At 42.4% G+C, this 18899-nt stretch carries 15 protein-coding genes; 13 read left to right on the top strand and 2 right to left on the bottom strand.

Translation table 11 applies throughout. The annotated features are described in order from the left end of the window. Positions 1-135: 135 nt before the first annotated feature. Both WJP93_RS13525 and ychF read right to left on the bottom strand, forming a co-directional pair. Positions 136-2010 carry an ATP-dependent helicase gene (locus WJP93_RS13525; RefSeq protein ID WP_337548758.1) on the bottom strand — a complete coding sequence of 625 codons (1875 nt, stop codon included), beginning with the start codon at positions 2008-2010 and terminating at the stop codon, positions 136-138. An 11-nt stretch (positions 2011-2021) separates the two neighbouring features. After that, entirely contained in the window at positions 2022-3119 is a 1098-nt protein-coding gene (gene ychF, locus WJP93_RS13520; protein WP_337548757.1) for a redox-regulated ATPase YchF, read from the bottom strand. A gap of 343 nt (positions 3120-3462) precedes the next feature. Between ychF and rsmH the strand changes: the two genes are divergently transcribed. The 13 genes from rsmH (at position 3463) to WJP93_RS13455 (ending at position 18894) form a co-directional block, all read left to right on the top strand. Beyond that, positions 3463-4398 (top strand): 16S rRNA (cytosine(1402)-N(4))-methyltransferase RsmH, encoded by a 936-nt coding sequence (gene rsmH, locus WJP93_RS13515; RefSeq protein WP_227101692.1) that lies wholly within the window; start codon positions 3463-3465, stop codon positions 4396-4398. A 23-nt stretch (positions 4399-4421) separates the two neighbouring features. Next, the gene (locus tag WJP93_RS13510; RefSeq protein WP_066563262.1) at positions 4422-4937 is read left to right on the top strand and encodes a hypothetical protein; all 516 of its coding nucleotides are present in this window, start codon (positions 4422-4424) and stop codon (positions 4935-4937) included. Beyond that, complete coding sequence (locus WJP93_RS13505) at positions 4918-7518, top strand: penicillin-binding transpeptidase domain-containing protein (RefSeq protein WP_337548756.1); 2601 nt, start codon at positions 4918-4920, stop codon at positions 7516-7518. The genes WJP93_RS13510 and WJP93_RS13505 overlap by 20 nt, the downstream gene beginning before the upstream one ends. 118 nt (positions 7519-7636) lie before the next feature. After that, positions 7637-9391, top strand: coding sequence for a penicillin-binding transpeptidase domain-containing protein (locus tag WJP93_RS13500; RefSeq protein WP_337548755.1), 1755 nt, complete (start codon positions 7637-7639; stop codon positions 9389-9391). A 127-nt stretch (positions 9392-9518) separates the two neighbouring features. Further along, entirely contained in the window at positions 9519-10886 is a 1368-nt protein-coding gene (gene murD / locus WJP93_RS13495; RefSeq protein WP_118612988.1) for a UDP-N-acetylmuramoyl-L-alanine--D-glutamate ligase, read from the top strand. 58 nt (positions 10887-10944) lie between these two features. Beyond that, positions 10945-12087 (top strand): FtsW/RodA/SpoVE family cell cycle protein, encoded by a 1143-nt coding sequence (locus WJP93_RS13490; RefSeq protein WP_337548754.1) that lies wholly within the window; start codon positions 10945-10947, stop codon positions 12085-12087. Positions 12088-12144: 57 nt separating this feature from the next. Next, a complete protein-coding gene (gene murA / locus WJP93_RS13485) occupies positions 12145-13398 on the top strand; it encodes a UDP-N-acetylglucosamine 1-carboxyvinyltransferase (RefSeq protein WP_262537112.1) in 1254 nt (417 codons plus the stop codon). Positions 13399-13512: 114 nt separating this feature from the next. Continuing rightward, positions 13513-14214: a hypothetical protein gene (locus WJP93_RS13480; RefSeq protein WP_337548753.1), complete on the top strand. Its 702-nt coding sequence runs from the start codon at positions 13513-13515 to the stop codon at positions 14212-14214. Positions 14215-14359: 145 nt separating this feature from the next. After that, on the top strand, positions 14360-15505 hold the full coding sequence (ftsZ, locus tag WJP93_RS13475) for a cell division protein FtsZ (RefSeq protein WP_082868706.1): 1146 nt from the start codon (positions 14360-14362) through the stop codon (positions 15503-15505). Positions 15506-15574: 69 nt separating this feature from the next. After that, positions 15575-16444 (top strand): sigma-E processing peptidase SpoIIGA, encoded by an 870-nt coding sequence (locus WJP93_RS13470; protein ID WP_337548752.1) that lies wholly within the window; start codon positions 15575-15577, stop codon positions 16442-16444. A gap of 237 nt (positions 16445-16681) precedes the next feature. Next, positions 16682-17353 (top strand): RNA polymerase sporulation sigma factor SigE, encoded by a 672-nt coding sequence (gene sigE / locus WJP93_RS13465; RefSeq protein WP_262537374.1) that lies wholly within the window; start codon positions 16682-16684, stop codon positions 17351-17353. 202 nt (positions 17354-17555) lie between these two features. Next, positions 17556-17954 carry a hypothetical protein gene (locus WJP93_RS13460; protein WP_118612982.1) on the top strand — a complete coding sequence of 133 codons (399 nt, stop codon included), beginning with the start codon at positions 17556-17558 and terminating at the stop codon, positions 17952-17954. Between the two features lie 31 nt (positions 17955-17985). Further along, positions 17986-18894 carry a DUF5685 family protein gene (locus WJP93_RS13455; protein ID WP_118612981.1) on the top strand — a complete coding sequence of 303 codons (909 nt, stop codon included), beginning with the start codon at positions 17986-17988 and terminating at the stop codon, positions 18892-18894. The last annotated feature ends 5 nt before the right edge of the window (positions 18895-18899 follow it).

Below are 18899 nucleotides of genomic sequence, written 5' to 3'. Positions count from 1 at the left end.
TGCTGAGAAAGTAGTACACGACGTATGAAATCCCATCAGCATAAATCCTGAACACTGTGGCTATATTTCAGTCTATAGGGTTGGATGACGCTACAAGAATCTAAGGAATCCCACGGTTTTAACCGTGGGAGTATGTCAAATTTCATTTAGTTCTTCTAAAAATCTGCTTGGAAACTTTTCCTTTCCAGAGGCTTCACCGACACAGTACAAATGAAGATGTTCCTTTGCTCGTGTAATGCCAACATAAAAAAGTCGGCGCTCCTCCTCAAGATCGGCATCAACAGCAGCACGAGCATGAGGAATATTGTCTTCATTTATATCAGGAATGAAAACAATCGGATACTCTAATCCCTTTGCACAGTGAAGTGTGCAAAGACAGACACCGCTTTCATTATTTGCATCCTTTGAAGCAGGGCTTTTTGCCTGCTTTTGCAGTTCATCTGTATAAGTGTCAATATAAGTAAACCACTCGGCAAAGGTGCGGCATGACTGGCTGCTTTCGTGAACGGCATTTAGCACATCAAGAAGTTCCTGTTCATTAATGTGATGCTCCTTAGCATAGTCTTTTAGATAATCCTGATACTTCATTGCATTGGACAGATAGTGGATTGCAGCATAGGGCGACATGCGTTTCATGATCGAAAGATCATATTCAAGACGGTCAAGGCGCTCAAGCATCCAGTCCTTATCCTGATAATATGCTTTTAATTGTGCTACGCTGATATCGGATGTAAAAGGCGCAAGAGCCTCACGCTTAATATATCGGTTAGGGCGATTCATAATGCGAAGCCAGTTCGCCCTTGTGTTTCCAGTACCAGAGACAAGGCGAAGATAAGCAATTATATCAAGTGAAATCCAATGGGCAAAAAGATTCGGTATGGCATCCTTCATGTGAAATGGTATTCCGCCTTTCATAAGCGCATCCATAACAAAGCGGATTCCAAGATTAGTACGAAATAAAATTGCCATTTGCTCATAAGCATAGCCTTGTGCATGATAATCGCGAAGCTGTGCTGTCAGATATCTGTTTTGTTCAGCAGGATCACGGCAGGGCTTTAACAGGACAGGGAAGGCTGCCTGATGAGAAGCACGGATTTTCTTTGGAAAACGAGCCGTGTTATGCACGATTAAATGATTGGCAGCTGCCACAATGTAGGCATCTGAGCGATAATTTATATCAAGCAGGATGCGGATGGCATTTGGATAATCCTTCTCAAAACCAAGCATGATCTCAGGCCTTGCACCGCGAAAGCGATAAATTGACTGATCATCATCGCCAACGATAAAAAGATTATTTTTCGGTGCAGCGAGCAATTGAATTGTTTTATACTGCACAAGATTTATATCCTGAAACTCATCAATTAGAATGTACGAAAAGCGCTGGCGCCAGGCATCTAAAATATCACGCCGTTTAGACAAAAGGTCATAGGTCATTGTCAAAATATCATCAAAATCGACTTTGTTAGCCTGACGAAGCTTTTTTTCATAAAGGCGGTAAACACGGCGAAACACATTTTCAGGGCAGCTTTTTGCATAGTAATAGTCAAGTGACAGACAGTTGCTTTTGACAGCAGAGATCTCTCCGAGCAGGTTAGAGGCAAGCTCATTAAAATCAGGTGCGTCCATATCAAGTTCATCGATGATACTCTCAATCATTTTATACTGTTCCTTTTGCGTCAAAATGTTGGAGGCATCATATTGGTAGGCATGCTTTAAAATGCGGTAGAAAACAGAGTGAAAAGTGCCAAAAGTAACGCCCGTGGAGCGTGCTGCATCCAAACGGGCGTTTCTCTTCTGGTAAAGGGTAAAAAAACGGCTCTGCATTTCTTGTGCCGCAGCTCTTGTAAAGGTGATAACAAGAATACGGGATCCCGGAATATTATAGCGCTCAAGGAGCGTCACAATCCTGTTTGTGATCACAGTTGTCTTGCCGGAGCCAGGTCCTGCAAGAACAAGAGCGGGGCCATCTTTATGCGCGATGGCCTGCGTCTGGGTATCAGAAAAAGCCATGAAAAACCTCTTTATACGTTGAAACGGAACAAAATGACATCGCCATCCTGAACCACATAGTCCTTTCCTTCAAGACGAACAAGACCTTTTTCTCTTGCGGTTACGTAGGACTGGCAGTCCATAAGATCCTGATAGCTTACAACCTCTGCGCGGATGAAGCCTCTCTCAAAATCAGAGTGAATCTTTCCGGCAGCCTGTGGTGCCTTAGTTCCCTTTGTGATGGTCCAAGCTCTTGTCTCATCAGCACCAGATGTCAGATAGCTGATCAGACCAAGCAGAGAATAGCTTGCAGAAATCAGCTTGTCAAGACCAGATTTTTCAAGACCAAGATCCTCTAAGAACATCTTCTTTTCATCATCGTCAAGCTCAGAAATTTCAGCTTCGATCTCAGCACAGATAACAAATACCTCACTGCCTTCCTTAGCAGCAAACTCGCGTACAGATGCAACGTGAGGATTGGAAGCACCGTCATCAGCCAAATCACTTTCAGATACATTTGCAGCATAGATAACAGGCTTGCTTGTTAAAAGATTTAAGCTTGCGATAAAAGCAGCCTCATCCTCATCATCCGGCTCAACAGTCTTAGCCTGACGGCCCTCTGTTAAAGCATCCATCAGCTTCTTTAAGGTAACAAGCTCCTTTGCAAGACTCTTATCATTCATAGCACTTCTTGTTGTCTTTGCAATACGGCGCTCAAGAACTTCCTGATCAGCAAAAATCAGCTCAAGCTCGATAGTTTCAATATCATCAACTGGATCAATATGACCATTTACATGGATGATATTAGAGTTTTCAAAGCAACGTACAACATGTACAATTGCGTCAACCTCGCGGATATTTGCAAGGAACTGGTTTCCAAGACCCTCACCCTTAGATGCGCCCTTTACAAGACCGGCGATATCAACAAACTCAACAACTGCCGGTGTAACCTTTGCGGAGTGATACAGCTCACCTAAATTTTTAATACGCTCATCCGGAACTGGAACAATACCAACATTTGGGTCAATGGTACAGAACGGATAGTTTGCAGATTCCGCACCTGCTTTTGTCAAAGAGTTAAATAAAGTACTCTTGCCGACATTCGGCAAGCCTACGATTCCTAATTTCATAGTAAAAATCCTTCCTGTCTGGTCATGTAGTACATGTGACCAGTAACATTTTTAATTCTAGCATATAAAAAAAAGAAATACAACCGTTTCTGTCGGAAGAAATTCTGAAAAAAGTATTGTCATTTTTAATAAACTAATATAAAATAGATTTCATAATCAGAGATAGCATTTTGCCGTTTTTGATAAATAATATAGCAGAAATGACGGGAAGAAAAAATGGTTCTTATGACGAAAGACAGGAGCCGTGTTTTTTGCCGTGCTTTTTTAACAAATACAGTTAGTGACCATGCACAAAAAAGTGAGTGGTTAATTTTAATACACAGCGAAAGAAAAAAGGAGTAACATGGAATTTGTTCATAAATCAATATTGCTGGATGAGGTGATAGAAAACCTAAACATCCGCGAGGATGGATGTTATGTAGATGGAACGCTCGGAGGTGCCGGCCATTCCTATCAGATCTGTACGCATCTGGGAGAGAAAGGAAGACTTGTCGGAATAGATCAGGATGCGGATGCTATACAGGCAGCGACAAAGCGTCTTGAACCATATAAGGACAAGGTAAGCATCGTAAGAAGCAACTATGTAAATTTTGACAATGTTTTAGATGAGCTTGGAATTGATAAGGTAAATGGAATACTCCTTGACCTTGGAGTTTCTTCCTATCAGCTTGATGAGGCTTCACGTGGCTTTACATACCGCGAGGACGTGCCGCTTGATATGCGTATGGATCAGAGAAATCCAAAGACGGCGGCTGATATTGTCAATGAGTACAGCGAGATGGAGCTGTATCGCATGATACGCGATTACGGAGAAGACCGCTTCGCAAAAAATATTGCAAAGCACATTGTTCGCGCACGCGAGAAAAAGCCAATTGAGACTACTGGTGAGCTGTGTGAGATAATTAAGGCAGCAATTCCGGCTAAAATGCGTGCCGGCACAGGTCATCCGGCAAAGCAGACATTTCAGGCGCTTCGAATTGAATTAAATCATGAGCTTGATGTGCTGACACAATCAATTGACGGTATGATTGACCGTTTAGCACCGGGTGGACGTCTTTGTATTATTACATTCCACTCGCTGGAAGATCGAATTGTAAAAACGAGATTTCGCACGAATGAAAATCCGTGCATCTGTCCGCCGGGCTTTCCTGTCTGTGTGTGCGGACGCATTTCAAAGGGAAAGGTGATTACAAGAAAACCAATTCTTCCTTCAGAACAGGAGATGGAGGAAAATAGCCGTTCAAAGAGCGCGAAGCTTCGCGTTTTCGAAAAGGCATAAAAAAGGTAGAAAGGACTGGAGTCATGCAGGAAGGGGAACCGAAAAATGGATACCGCGAGCAGGAAGCCGCAGGCGGAACCTATGCGCCAAAAAAAGTGCCAGAGCTTGAAAGACAGCGCCAGGCACGTATTAAAAGACTCCAGGAACTGGAGCGTCAGCAGATAGAACTGCATAAACAGCGAATTATAAATGGCACACTGAGCAGGCGTTATAATGCAAGAGCATATGATGGACTGACTGCCATAGTCGCTTTTTTGACGGCAGTATTGCTGCTTTGGTCAGCAATAGGCTATGTGGGGAGGAATGCACAATTAAATGCAAGTAATAAAAAGGTGGCATCGCTCAAGGAGACTTATCAAGAGCTGCAGACGGATAATGATAACCGTGAGGCACTTTTATATGCTTCTGTCGATGCAAAACAGATTTACCAGATCGCGACACAGAGGCTTGGCATGAGCTACCCTGAAAAGCATCAGGTAATCACCTATCATAAAACAGAGAGTGGGTACGTTGCACAATATGAAGACATTCCGCAGTGATGAGAATCAAATAAAAAATAAGACAAAGACAACGAAGTCAGCCGATAAAAAACGTAATGCAAAGAAAAAAAAACCTGCAAAAAAGATTTACAGAACTAATGCAAAGAAGGATACGGGCAAACTTGCAAACCGTATAAACAGCAGAATGAGACTTGTAGCAGGTTTAGTTGCATTTTGTATGGCTGCGCTTGTCGTTTACATTGGTATACGCGCTGCACTTACAAATGAAGTGTATGAGCGAAAGGCACTCAGCCAGATGAATTACAGCAGCTCAACTTTAGTTGCAAAGTCTGGCGAAATTTATGACACAAATATGACGCCGATTGCAGTCAGCAACCGTGTTTATATTTTGATTATTGATCCAAAGGTAATCATGGAAACAGAGGCAATTGAGGGGCGAAAGGGAACGCTTGAAACAACTGTTAAGGCGATTGCGCAGTGTTTTGACTTAGACGAAGCTGCGCTTACGAATACAATTACCCAGTCAGCCGATAAAAATTATATTCGTTATGTGCCAGAAGGTTGGACAAGCAAAAAATATCTTGTTACAGAAAGCCAAAAGGAAGCATTCGATGCGCTTGAAGAAAAGGTAAACAGCACAGAAAAAAAGAAAGAAACAAAAACAACCCAAGCCCAAAGTGTGCAGGAAACAGAAGGCGCCTCATCTGCAGATGAGGAGTTTGAAAGCCCTGAGGGTGCTAAGATTGTAGGTGTTTGGTTTGAGACAGAATACCAGCGCTATTATCCATATGGCAATTTAGCAAGTAAGGTCATAGGCTTTACGACAAAGGACAGCTCTGAGGGTATTTGGGGACTAGAGCGCTACTACAATGAAGAACTTCGCGGAACAAATGGCAGAAGCTACAGCTATATTGACAGCAGCAAAAATCTGATCCGCGATGTGATTGAGCCAACTGATGGCTACTCACTTGTCTCAACGATTGATATGAACCTGACAAAGATACTCAGTGATACAGCCTCAGAGTGGTTTTATGAGACTGATGAAAATGGAGAAAGGGTTCGTACGGCAAAAAGCTACAGTATCCTTGCAATGGATCCGAATACAGGTGCTATAAAAGCAATGGTTACGGACACAGATTATGATCTGAATAATCCAAATGATCTTTCTGTATTCTACACTGATGAGGAGCTGGCTGCATTTGCAGATAATGAAGTAAAATCAGAAGAGTATGAAAAGTATCTGGAAAAGGAGCAGGAAAAGTTAAAGGAACAGGCCGAAGCCTCAAAGGAGAAGGCTGATGACGATTCTTCTAATACACAGGATATAATAGAGATTGCAACGGCATCTCCGTATGCAGCATATTTGAATGAAAAGGGAGAGTGGGATCATAGCGCTTATCCTACAACGACAGATGTACAAAATGAGATTTGGCGAAATGGTATAATCAGTAACTCCTTTGAGCCAGGTTCTACTGGAAAGGTTCTTACATATGCAGCAGCGATTGAGGAAGGACTGATTACAGAAGATACGCAGTTTGATGACACTCATGGCTACTTAGACATTGGACGAACAATGGTAAAATGCCATAACTACGCGATAGGCGGCTGTGGTATTATTGATGCAAAGGAAGCCGTTGCGCAGTCTTGCAACGTTGCCTTTATGGAAATCGGAAAGCTTCTTGGACCAGAGCTTTTTGTTAAGTATCAGCAGCTTCATAATTTTGGTCAGAAGACAGGAATAGATCTTCCAGGTGAGGCTAGCTGTGAAGGACTTTTATATACAGCAGATCAGCTAGGAGAGATTGAGCTTGCGACAAGCGCATTTGGTCAGTGCTACAACGTTACCATGATTCAGATGGCAGCATCATTTTGTGCTGATATAAATGGCGGCTATTACTACAAGCCATACACCGTTGAGAGCATTCTTGATCAGGACGGCAATGTAGTAGAGTCTGTTAAGCCTACACTAGTGCGTCAGATTATAAGTGAGGAGACAAGTGCAACAGTGCGCCATGCACTTGAGTATGCTGTTACAAATGGAACTGTTTATGGTGTGCAGGTTGCAGACAAAGAAAACGGTGTCAAGATGGATGGCTATGATTTTGGCGGAAAGACAGGAACTGCTCAGAAGCTTCCGCGTTCAGAAGATAAATATGTCATTTCCCTGATTTCAGCAGCACCTATGAGTTCACCGCAGCTTGTGCTTTATGTTGTAGTTGATGAGTATGAAGGAAACGACGAAGATGGAAGTGCACCTGTACAGTATTTATCAGGACGTTTGTGGTATGCAATCAAGGATTACATCGGACTTTATTCTGAGTTAGATGCAGATGTAAACGAGTATGATTGGCAGAGTGCTTCTCCATCAGATGACAGTATGTCAGGAGAGTCACTCTTTACAGATTCAGAAGGAGATGATGCAGCTCTTCCAGTGCCTCCGGCAGTGGCCGCGCAAGAGCAAACAGATGCAGCAGCAGAAAATCCAGATGAAAATATCATTGATCCTGAGGCAGCAATTGCAGATCCGGCAGACGCAAACGCAGCACCAGATTCAAACGATGTCATAGATCTTCCGGCTCAGCCAGATGTACAGCCAGCGGCAGATGCAAATGCACAGTAAAAAAATAAAAAGAATCTTGAAATTTACAAAAGAATTTCAGGATTCTTTTTTTTATCGTCTGCCGCATATAGATAAATTAAGAAAACAGCAAAAACAAAGTAAAGGTAAGTCGGTGAAAATGGTCACGCAAGTTTTGAAAAAAGAGGCAGGAAACATGCTGCCGCGCCCGGTACGCACAATGCATAGAAGGGGAATACTTAGAATTGCATTGGTGCTTGTTACAGCATTGATCTTATTATGTGTGCGCCTAGGCGATTTGATGCTTGCAAAGTCAGAGCATTATAAAGAACTCGCATATGATCTTCATACAAGAGAGCGACAGCTAAAGGCAATGCGCGGTGAGATACAGGATAGAAATGGTAAGGTGCTTGCAGCAAACCGCACAGTCTGCACAATTTCTGTGATTCACAGTCAGATTAAGGATGCTGATGAAGTTGTGTCGGCGCTGTCAGAAACATTAAAAATGCAGCCAAAAGACGTGCAAAAAAAGGTAGAAAAAATCACGGCAAGAGAAATTATAAAGACAAATGTAGAAAAGAAAGTCGGTGATGCTATAAGAGAGATGGATCTTGCCGGTGTGAAGGTGGACGAAGATTATAAGCGTTACTATCCGTTTGGAAGTTTAGCTTCCAAGGTGCTTGGCTTTACAGGCGCTGATAATCAGGGCATTATCGGTCTGGAAGTATCATATGATGAGGTGCTTAAAGGAATTGGAGGCAGCATTTTGACATATACTGATGCAGCGGGAATTGAATTAAAAAATACAGCTGAGCAGCGTGTTGAGCCAATTGCCGGAAATACACTTCGTCTGACAATGGATTGGAATATCCAAAGTTTTGTCACTCAGGTATGCTTGGAGCTGATGGAAGAAAAGCAGGCAAATGAGGTTTCCTGCATAGTCATGAATCCACAGAATGGTGAGATTTATGCTATGGCAAATGTTCCAGAATTTGATTTGAATCGTCCGTTTGAGCTTCCAGAGGGTACTACATGTGAGAGTGAAGAAATGAGACAGGATTTATTAAATAAGATGTGGAGAAATGCCAATGTAAGCGATACATATGAGCCAGGTTCAACATTTAAGACTGTCACGGCAGCGGCAGCACTAGAAGCTGGTGTTGTAACTTTTAAGGATACATTTTCATGTCCTGGATTTTATATTGTGGAGGACAGACGTATTCGATGTCATAAGGTGAGTGGCCATGGCAGTGAAACATTTTTGCAGGGAATTCAAAATTCCTGCAATCCTGTCTTTATTCAGGTCGGTCTTCGGTTAGGTGCAGAGCGTTTTTACTCATATTTTGAACAGTTCGAGATTCTTGAAAAAACAGGGATTGATTTGCCCGGAGAAGCACGCACAATCATGCATGACCCTAAAAAAATCGGTGAGGTAGAGCTTGCGACCATTTCGTTTGGACAGTCATTTCAGCTGACGACACTTCGCCTTCTTACGACTATAAGCTCATTTGTAAATGGCGGTCACACTGTTGTGCCGCATTTTGGAATGGCAATCAGTTCATTTGACGGCACAAGCACACAAAAAATTGCTTATCCGCAGGGTACACAGGTACTTGATGAAGCAGTCAGCGCACAGATGCGTGAATGTTTAGAAAGTGTTGTGGCAGAGGGTGGCGGAAATAAGGCATACATAGAAGGTTATCGCATAGGAGGAAAGACGGCGACATCAGAAAAGCTTCCGCGCGGAACTGGAAAATATATTAGCTCCTTTGTAGGCTTTGCCCCGGCAGATGAGCCGCAGGTTATTATTATCATGACAGTCGATGAACCACAGGGTATTTATTATGGAGGCACAATTGTAGCGCCAAAGGTGAAAAAGATTTTTGAAAACATATTGCCATACCTTAATTTATAGTGATATACTCACCGTGAGTAAAGATTTCCTATGGTGAAGCAATTTACGAAAAGCGGTTCTACGATTGCTGTCTGAAAGGCAATTCATCTTACCGCTAGGCACTGTGGGACAGAAAGGTGAAAACATTATGAAAAATAAGGTATTAGTTGCAGGATGCGGAATCAGCGGTATCGGTGCAGCACGTATGCTGCTTGCTGCCGGAAAGTCTGTTATTTTGTATGATGGAAATGATAAAAAGAATAAGGAGGAAATCCGTGCACAGGTAGCAGATAACTCATCAGATGAGACACTTTCCATTGTGCTTGGTACGCTCTCGCAGGATGTTATAGATCAGTCTGAGTATTGTGTTATCAGTCCTGGTATTCCAACGGATCTTGCTTTTGTAGAGGAGTTAAAGAAAAATGGTGTGCCGATTTGGAGTGAGATCGAGCTTGCATACCATTATGCAAAGGGTCAGGTTATTGGTATCACCGGAACAAATGGAAAGACAACGACGACAGCGCTGACAGGTGAGATCATGGCAGCACATTTTGGCAAAGACAAGACGTTTGTTGTCGGAAATATCGGAACTGCCTATACAGGTAAGGCACTTGAGACAAAAGAAGACAGTGTGACAGTAGCAGAAATCAGCAGCTTCCAGTTAGAGACTGCACTGACATTTCGTCCGCATGTGAGTGCAATTTTAAATATCACGCCAGACCATTTAAATCGCCATAAAACTATGGAGTGCTACATTGCAGTCAAGGAATCCATCACAAAGAATCAGACAAAGGATGATTTTTGCGTGTTAAATTATGATGACGAAGTGCTGCGCTCTTTCGCACAGTCATGCCCGGCAACAGTTATATTTTTCTCAAGCCGTCACAGCTTAGATGAAGGCTTTTGCATGGATGGCAGCCGTTTAGTATATCGTCATGATGGAAAAGAAGAGGTTATTGGCACAACAGATCAATTTAACCTTGTTGGTCAGTGCAACTATGAAAACATCATGGCAGCTGCTGCAATCGGCACAGCAATGGGTGTTCCAATGGAAACAATTCGCCAGACTGCTTATAATTTTAAGGCAGTGGAGCATAGAATCGAGTATACAGCAACAAAAAAGCAGGTTCGCTATTACAATGATTCAAAGGGAACAAATCCGGATGCTGCAATTCAGGGTATCCGTGCAATGACAACGCCGACATGTTTAATTGGCGGCGGCTACGATAAAGGCTCAACTTATGATGAGTGGATTGAAGCATTTGGCAGCACAATCAAATATCTTGTGTTGATTGGACAGACATCTAAGGCAATTGCCGATTGCTGTGAAAAGCATGGCTTTACTAATTATGAGTTTGCCACATCAATGGAAGAAGCTGTTGAAAAATGTGCATCACATGCAAAGCCTGGTGAGGCTGTATTGTTATCACCGGCATGTGCAAGCTGGGGCATGTTTGACAATTATGAGCAAAGAGGACGCATTTTCAAGGAGCTTGTCAGAAAACTTCCAGATTAAGAATAAGACGATTGCTAAGAGCAAAAAATAAAACAGCAGGAAAATAAAGGAGTGTAGAATGACAAAACTGCATTCTGTACATCCGAAAAAGGGCAGAGGTCATTTTGATCTCTGCCTGCTTGTTATACTGATAATTTTATTATCAGGCGGACTTATTATTTTATACAGCGCAACGAGATACACCGATGCAAAAGAACATCCAGGCCAGCCTTTTTATACGATCACAAGGCAGGTGATCTTTTTGGCTGCAGCTTTCGTTTCAATGCTTTTTATGTCAAAGACAGATTATCACAAGCTGTTAAAGCTGGCGCTGCCGGGATTTTTATTAAGCATTGCACTTGGCATTCTAGTACTGTTTTTTGGAAAAGAAGTAAACGGTCAAAAACGCTGGTTTGCAGTAGGACCGATCTCCTTTCAGCCGGCAGAGTTTGCAAAGCTTATGCTGATTTTCATGCTGAGCTCATTTTTTCATAAAAACTATCGAAAATCAGCAAGCTGGAGTCTTATTATCAAGGCTGTTGGAATCACGCTTCCTATTTTTTTGCCGGTTGTGTCGGCAAACCTTAGCTCTGGGTTAATTATTGCCGGAATCGCCTTTGTGATGACTTATGTAGCGTCCGAACACAGACCATTTTTTTTAATAAGCACAGCGGCTGCCATTTTTACATGTGTGTTTGCTTTTCAATCAGGACTTCTTACAGCCATTCTTGACGAATATCAGATGAACCGCATTTATGCCTGGATTGATCCGGAAGAATTTCCTCTAAGCAATGGTTTTCAGGTTTTACAGGGGCTGTATGCGATTGGCGCCGGCGGACTTTTTGGAACAGGACTTGGAAATAGTCTGCAAAAGCTTGGATTTTTGCCAGAAGCACAAAATGATATGATTTTTTCTATTATATGTGAAGAACTTGGTCTGTTTGGTGCAGTTTTAATAATATTTCTTTTCCTTTTATTATTGTGGCGAATGATGGAGATTGCGCAGAATGCACCAGATGATGAAGGTATGTTTCTTGTCAGCGGCATTATGGGGCACATTGGTATTCAGGTGTTGTTAAATATTGCTGTTGTCACAAATACTATCCCCAATACAGGAATCAGTCTGCCATTTATCAGCTATGGCGGTTCTTCTATTTTATTTTTGCTGACAGAAATGGGTATTGTTTTTCGCGTATCATCTGAGTCAAAAGAGGCACAATAAAAATGAAGAACATATGATACTATAAGAAGGCAATGTCTTCTTAGAAGGAGGGAATCAGTGGCATATCTGGAAATTAGGCAGACAGGTCCGCTTTCGGGCACTTATCGCGTGCAGGGGTCAAAAAATGCAGTCCTTCCAATGCTGGCAGCCACACTTTTGGTTCCAGGAAAGACGACCCTGCACCGTGTACCGAAAATAAAGGATGTTAATGTAATGCTTGAGATTCTTCATCTTCTTGGCTGCTGCAGCTGCTGGGAAGGCGAAGCATTGACAATAGATGCAGGCAATGTCAACAACTGGGTGATTCCAGAGGAATTGATCGGACAGATGCGTTCCTCTGTTATTTTGCTTGCTCCAATTCTTTATCGAATGAAAAAAGCAGCAGTTGTAGAACCGGGAGGCTGTTCCATCGGGCGGCGTCCAATTGATATTCACCTGTATGTCCTTCAGGCGCTTGGTGTCAAGCTTCATTATGAATGGGAGGAACACATCTTTGCACAGGCCGATTATTTTTGCGGTGCTCACCTTTTCTTGAAATTTCCATCAGTGGGCGCGACAGAGCAGGCAATTCTTGCGGCAGTTACAGCAAACGGCATGACAGTTATTGATAATGCGGCAAGAGAGCCAGAGATAGCAGAGCTTTGCCGTATGCTTCGTGGTATGGGTGCAAAAATCACAGGAGATCAGACAGGACGCATCGTAATAGAGGGTGTGAAGGAGCTTTTTGAGAGTACGTGTGAAGTTGGCGCAGATCGTATTGTGGCTGCAACCTGCCTTAGTGCAGTGGCTGTTTGTTCAGGAGAAATTACACTGACAGGAGTAGACGCTTCTCATCTAAATGGCGTCATAGAACCGTTTGAAAAAATGGGCTGTAAGATTTGGTCAGATAAGGATACACTCACTGCAGCCAGAATGGATAAGCTGATGGCAATTCCTTATTTAAAGACTAGTCCGTATCCAGGTTTTCCGACAGATGTGCAGTCATTGATAATGGCAGTAATGTCATTTGCAGATGGTCAATCTGTAGTGGAGGAGGGAATATTTGAAGGAAGATTTCGTACGGCTTACCAGTTGCAAAAAATGGGCGCAGCGATTATAATAGAAAATAACCAGGCCATAATTTGGGGCAGCCATTTAATTGGAACAAAGGTGGAAGCTCCTGATTTAAGAGGCGGCGCCGCATTGGCGATTGCAGGGCTTGGAGCAGACGGTGTGACAACTATTTTTGGCTATGATCACATCGCCAGAGGATATGAAGATCTTGCAGGCATGCTTTTTATGCTTGGCGCACAGGCAGCTTTGCGGGAATGAGCTTATTTGCTGAAAGGAAGGTGGAACTGTAACATACAGTGCACAATAGGGAATTAGTCAGAGTATATGTTGGATGAAAAGTTAGCCAGACACAAAAAAAGAAAAAAGAGAATATTGACAGGCATCCTGGCGATAGTTGGGGTTCTGGCTATCGCCGTTACCGTTTTTTTTACTGCCTATGTTGCAGACTGCCAGATCACGGGAAGTCAGTATGGACAGGAAGAAGAGATTGAGAATGAGCTTTTTTCCACGCCTATGGACCAGCGCTTTTTCTATCAGTTTTTTAGAAAGCTGACCCACTCACAAAAGCAGTTAAATGGCGTGGCGTCTTATCGTATGGAGTTTTCTCCAGATCTGTCAGTAAAGGTGATTGTCACAGAAAATCCAATCATCGGAGCTGTAAGCTGGGAACACAATCGATATTATTTTGACAGGTATGGATATGTAATGGCAAAAAATATTGACATTTCAAGTACGGTTCCTGTTGTAGACGGAAGCAACTTTACAAATGTTTCGCTGTACGAACAGCTTGGAGGCGTAAAGAGCAGTCTGGCAGAGGATATTTTGCAGCTGACGCAGCTTCTTGATGACAATGAGATTGCGGTAGATTCAATTTCCTATGATGAAAAGATGCAGGCAGTGATTGCGCTTGGTGATGTAAAGGTAAGTCTTGGAAGCCGCGATAATATGACGGACAAGATCGCAGAGCTCTGTGCAATCTTGGACAGCGGAGAATTAAGCGGGCTAAAGGGAACGCTTCATCTGGAAAACTGTGGTGATGGAAGTACAAGCTCCTATATATTTGACAGAGAGTAGCAAAGAAACAGTCAAAAAAGGGATTGGCACAGAAAACGTCACAGAAATTTAAGAAAAATTTTTGAAGAAAGCCAAATTTCGGGTTGATTATTTTGCGGAATAATAATATAGTATTAAGGTAGAAAGTGTAAGGAGGAATATAACTTTGTTAGAGATTAAAATAAACGAATCAGAAGGTTCGGCAAAGATTGTTGTGGTAGGTGTCGGCGGAGCAGGAAACAATGCTGTAAACCGCATGGTAGATGAGGATATCGTAGGTGTTGAGTTTGTTGGCGTTAATACAGACAGACAGGCCTTACAGTTCTGCAAGGCTCCAACCGCGATTCAGATCGGTGAGAAGCTGACAAAGGGTCTTGGTGCAGGTGCAAAGCCAGAAGTAGGCGAGAAGGCAGCTGAGGAGAACCTTGATGATTTGAAGGAAGCCATTAAGGGTGCCGACATGGTATTTGTTACCTGTGGTATGGGTGGCGGTACTGGTACTGGTGCAGCTCCGATCATTGCCGGTCTGGCAAAGGAGATGGGAATCCTTACCGTAGGTGTTGTAACAAAGCCATTCTCCTTCGAGGGAAGAACTCGTATGAATAACGCACAGAGTGGTATTGAGAGACTTAAGGAATCTGTAGATACTCTGATCGTTATTCCAAATGACAAGCTTCTTCAGCTCGTTGACAGACGCACCACAATGCCAGAGGCGTTAAAGAAGGCAGATGAAGTATTACAGCAGGCAGTACAGGGTATTACCGACCTGATCAATATCCCAGGACTGATCAACCTTGACTTTGCAGACGTTCAGACTGTAATGAAGGACAAGGGTATTGCACACATCGGTATCGGAAATGCAACAGGAGACGACAAGGCAATCGATGCAATGAAGATCGCTGTTTCCAGTCCGCTGCTTGAGACAACTATCGAGGGCGCTACAAACGTATTGATCAATATTGCTGGTGATGTAAGTCTTCCAGAGGTTCATGAGGCAGCAAGCTATGTTCAGGAGCTGGCAGGTGAGGATGCAAACATTATCTTCGGTGCTACATACGATGAGAATGCAACCGATGAGGTTACCATCACCGTTATCGCTACTGGTGTAGAGGATAAGAACCTGGAAGGTGTACAGGCTCAGTCATCAAAGAAGGCATCTGGCGCAAAGGCAGCTGATTTTGCATATCGTGCACCAGCTTCCAAGGAGTTTTCTGCAAAAGAGCCAAAGTTTGAGGAGTCTGGATTTACTATTCCGAAGCCACAGAAGGAAGTAAAGGATATCAGCATTCCGACATTCTTAAAGAGAAACTAATGTATAAATAAAATTATACGAGAGAGAAGCACAGAAATGTGACTTCTCTTTCTTTTTTTGGTGGTGAATATGATCGCAATAGACCTTTATTTTTTTATGAATGCAGCATATGATCTGACCCTTCTTTGTGTGGTGGGAATTGTGGCGAGGAAGCGATTGTATTTTGGACGAGTGTTAGCAGCGGCTCTTTTGGGGGCGGCGTGGAGCGTAACTGCGTTAATTGCTGCTCTGTATTTTGTGCTGCCGTCATGTGCATTGTGGATTGTAAAAATGATTACGTATCTTCTCTGCCCCTATTTAATGTGTCTCATTGCATATAGGAGAAATATAAATGTGATGCAAAAAATATTTATGCGCGAATTTCTTCTGAAAAATATTGAGCTTCTTTTATATTTTTACGTAGCAGGAGCATTGATTAGTGGTCTGATGCTTTTACTAAAGTGGTCGGGCATACATATTCCATCATGGATTTTAATGCCGGTGTGCAGTATTTTGGCTGTTTTTTTGTGGCGGTATATTACAAAGAAAGAAGCACAGGAAAAACAGATTTATGAGGTTACGCTTATTTATCAAGACAAGACTTTTAATGTTAAGGCTCTTTATGACAGTGGAAATACGTTAATGACAAGAAAAAGCGAGCCAGTTCATGTGTTAGCACCTTCTATATGGAAGGAGCTTATTGGAGAAGATCCGTGGAAGGAGGATGGATTTGCAGTACCCTATCAGACAGTTAGTGAGACGTCTGTGATGCCGGGAATCTATTTAGATGAGATTCATTTAAAAGAAAAGGCGATTACAGAAAAGAAACAACAACTTGTAAAAGAAAATAGTAAAGAAAAAGTATTGGTTCTTAGACATGTGCCTACTGGTCTTGGCAGTATGGAGTTTGACAAAGCGGGAGAATGTCAAATGCTGCTGCATCGTGACACATTTGATTGAATGAAATGACCTTACAGCAAAAGGAAACAAAACATAGGGGACGAATTTTACAGACGACAAGCGAGTTCGACAGCCTTTTCATTTCATTTGTGGTAAGATGGGCTCATTCCTATATAAATGGTGCTGTAGATTTGGCACCAGATTTATTTGGAAAAAGGAGGAAAGCCTATGACAAAGTGGCAGACAAAAGAACAGACAAAGGCATGGCGTACCTTTTTACAGCATTTTTCGGCAGGCATGGGAGGCAAAGGCAGAATTTACTACATAGGTGGAACGGATGTGCTTCCACGGCCGTTAACACCAAAAGAAGAAGAACATTTAATTTCATGTATGGGAACAGTCGGGGAAAAAGAGGCAAAAAGCAGGCTGATTGAACATAATTTGCGTCTTGTCGTTTACATCGCAAAGAAATTTGAAAACACAGGAGTAGGTGTAGAGGATTTGATTTCAATCGGCACGATTGGTCTGATCAAAGGTATCAATACATTCAACAAGACAAAAAAGATCAAGCTGGCAACATATGCATCACGCTGCATCGAAAACGAAATATTAATGTACCTTAGACGAAACAGCAAGCGGAAAACAGAAGTCTCAATAGACGAGCCATTAAACGTTGACTGGGACGGCAACGAACTTCTATTATCAGATATTTTAGGAACAGACGAAGATATGGTATACCGTGATATGGAAGAAGAAGCAGAGCGTAGACAGCTCTCAAACGCATTGTCAAAACTTCCGTCACGCGAGCGCCGTATAGTAGAGCTTCGCTATGGAATAAACACAGACGATGACCGCGAAATGACACAAAAAGAAGTAGCCGACTTAATGGGCATATCCCAGTCCTACATCTCTCGCCTGGAAAAAAAGATCATGAACCGCCTCAGAAAAGATCTGGTACGCTACGGTTAAGCAAATTGCATGTTAAAAGTTTGATAAGAAAAGTCCTTGGGAAAACTCAAGGGCTTTTCTTTTTCCATGGCTACCCCCAGTTTCTTAAAACTTTACAAATTCTTAAGGAACGCATTCTTGTAAATTTCATCAAACAGGAATATACTATTCAACAGGCAAATTACTATTTAGAAAGGAAGGCAGCAACAGCTGCGTGATATGTATGGAACGTATAAAAAATTATTTGATTAATTTTATGAGAGGAAGATATGGCATTGATCAGATGTCACAGACATTGTTTATTGCAGCACTTATCTTCATTTTGTTTGCAGGGTTTACTCAAAATTTTCTCTTTGAAATGATTGGAATTGCCTTATTTGCATATGCTGATTACCGGGCACTGTCAAAGAATATCCCAGCGAGAAGAGCAGAGAATGCGCGTTACCAGGAAATGGTAAGAAATATCAAAGAAAAAATCCATCCGACAGGCGCAGATAAGACACATCGTGTTTATATCTGCCCAAATAAGTCCTGTGGTCAAAAGATCCGTGTTCCAAAGGGAAAAGGCAAAATTGAAATCACCTGCCCAAAGTGCGGACAGAAGTTTGTAAAGAGAACATAAAAACTGGAAATAAAAACAAGGGTATACAAATATGTTTGGATATGTTACAATAAACCGCGGTGAACTTAAAGTTCGCGAGCTTGAGACGTATGAGTCTTATTACTGCGGACTTTGCAGAGTATTAAAAGACCGCTATGGACTGGCAGGCTGTACAATGCTCAACTATGATATGACATTTTTGGGCATGCTATTGTCAAGCCTTTATGAAGAAAAGGAAGAACCGGCAAAGCGTGTTTGTCGTCCAGGCTTTAAACGTCCGCTGTTAAAGAAGAAATCAAAAAAGCAGCTTAGTCAGACGGCAGTAGTCACAGAGTCGCTTGGCTATGCGGCAGATATGAACTATATGCTTGCTTATCATAACCATATGGATAACTGGCTTGATGAGCATAGCTTTGCTTCATTAAATATGGTTCACCTGATGCAGAAAAATTATAGAAAGCTGGCAAAGAAATATCCGCGCCAGCATAAGGCAATCGCTTCTTATATACAAAAGCTTCATGTTTGTGAGGCCGCCAATGAAAAAAATATCGAGGCCGCAGCCAATCTCACAGGAGAGGCTATGGCAGAGATTTATGCAGCAAAAGACGATTACTGGCAGGATACTCTGCGTCAGATGGGCTACTACATGGGCAAATTTATTTATCTGATGGATGCCTATGATGATGTAGAGAAAGATAGTAAGGATGGCAGCTACAACCCATTTAAGGAGCTGTATAAACAAGAAGGCTTTGAAGAAAAGGTGCGTCAGTACCTTGAGTTAATTATGAGCTGCTGCTGCCGGGCATTTGAAGTACTTCCCATTATTGACAACGCAGAGATTATGAGAAATATTTTGTATGCGGGTGTATGGGCGAAGTATACACGTGTGACGCAGGAGCGAAAGAAACCGGAAACGACCGGTGAGGGAGAAAATAAGGCTGCAGAAAAAGCAGCAGAATGAGTGTG

The organism is Anthropogastromicrobium sp., from assembly GCF_037349415.1.
Taxonomy (GTDB): domain Bacteria; phylum Bacillota; class Clostridia; order Lachnospirales; family Lachnospiraceae; genus Anthropogastromicrobium; species Anthropogastromicrobium aceti.
The sequence above is the reverse complement of the archived record's forward strand: the minus strand, read 5'-3'. Positions and strand labels throughout refer to the sequence as shown.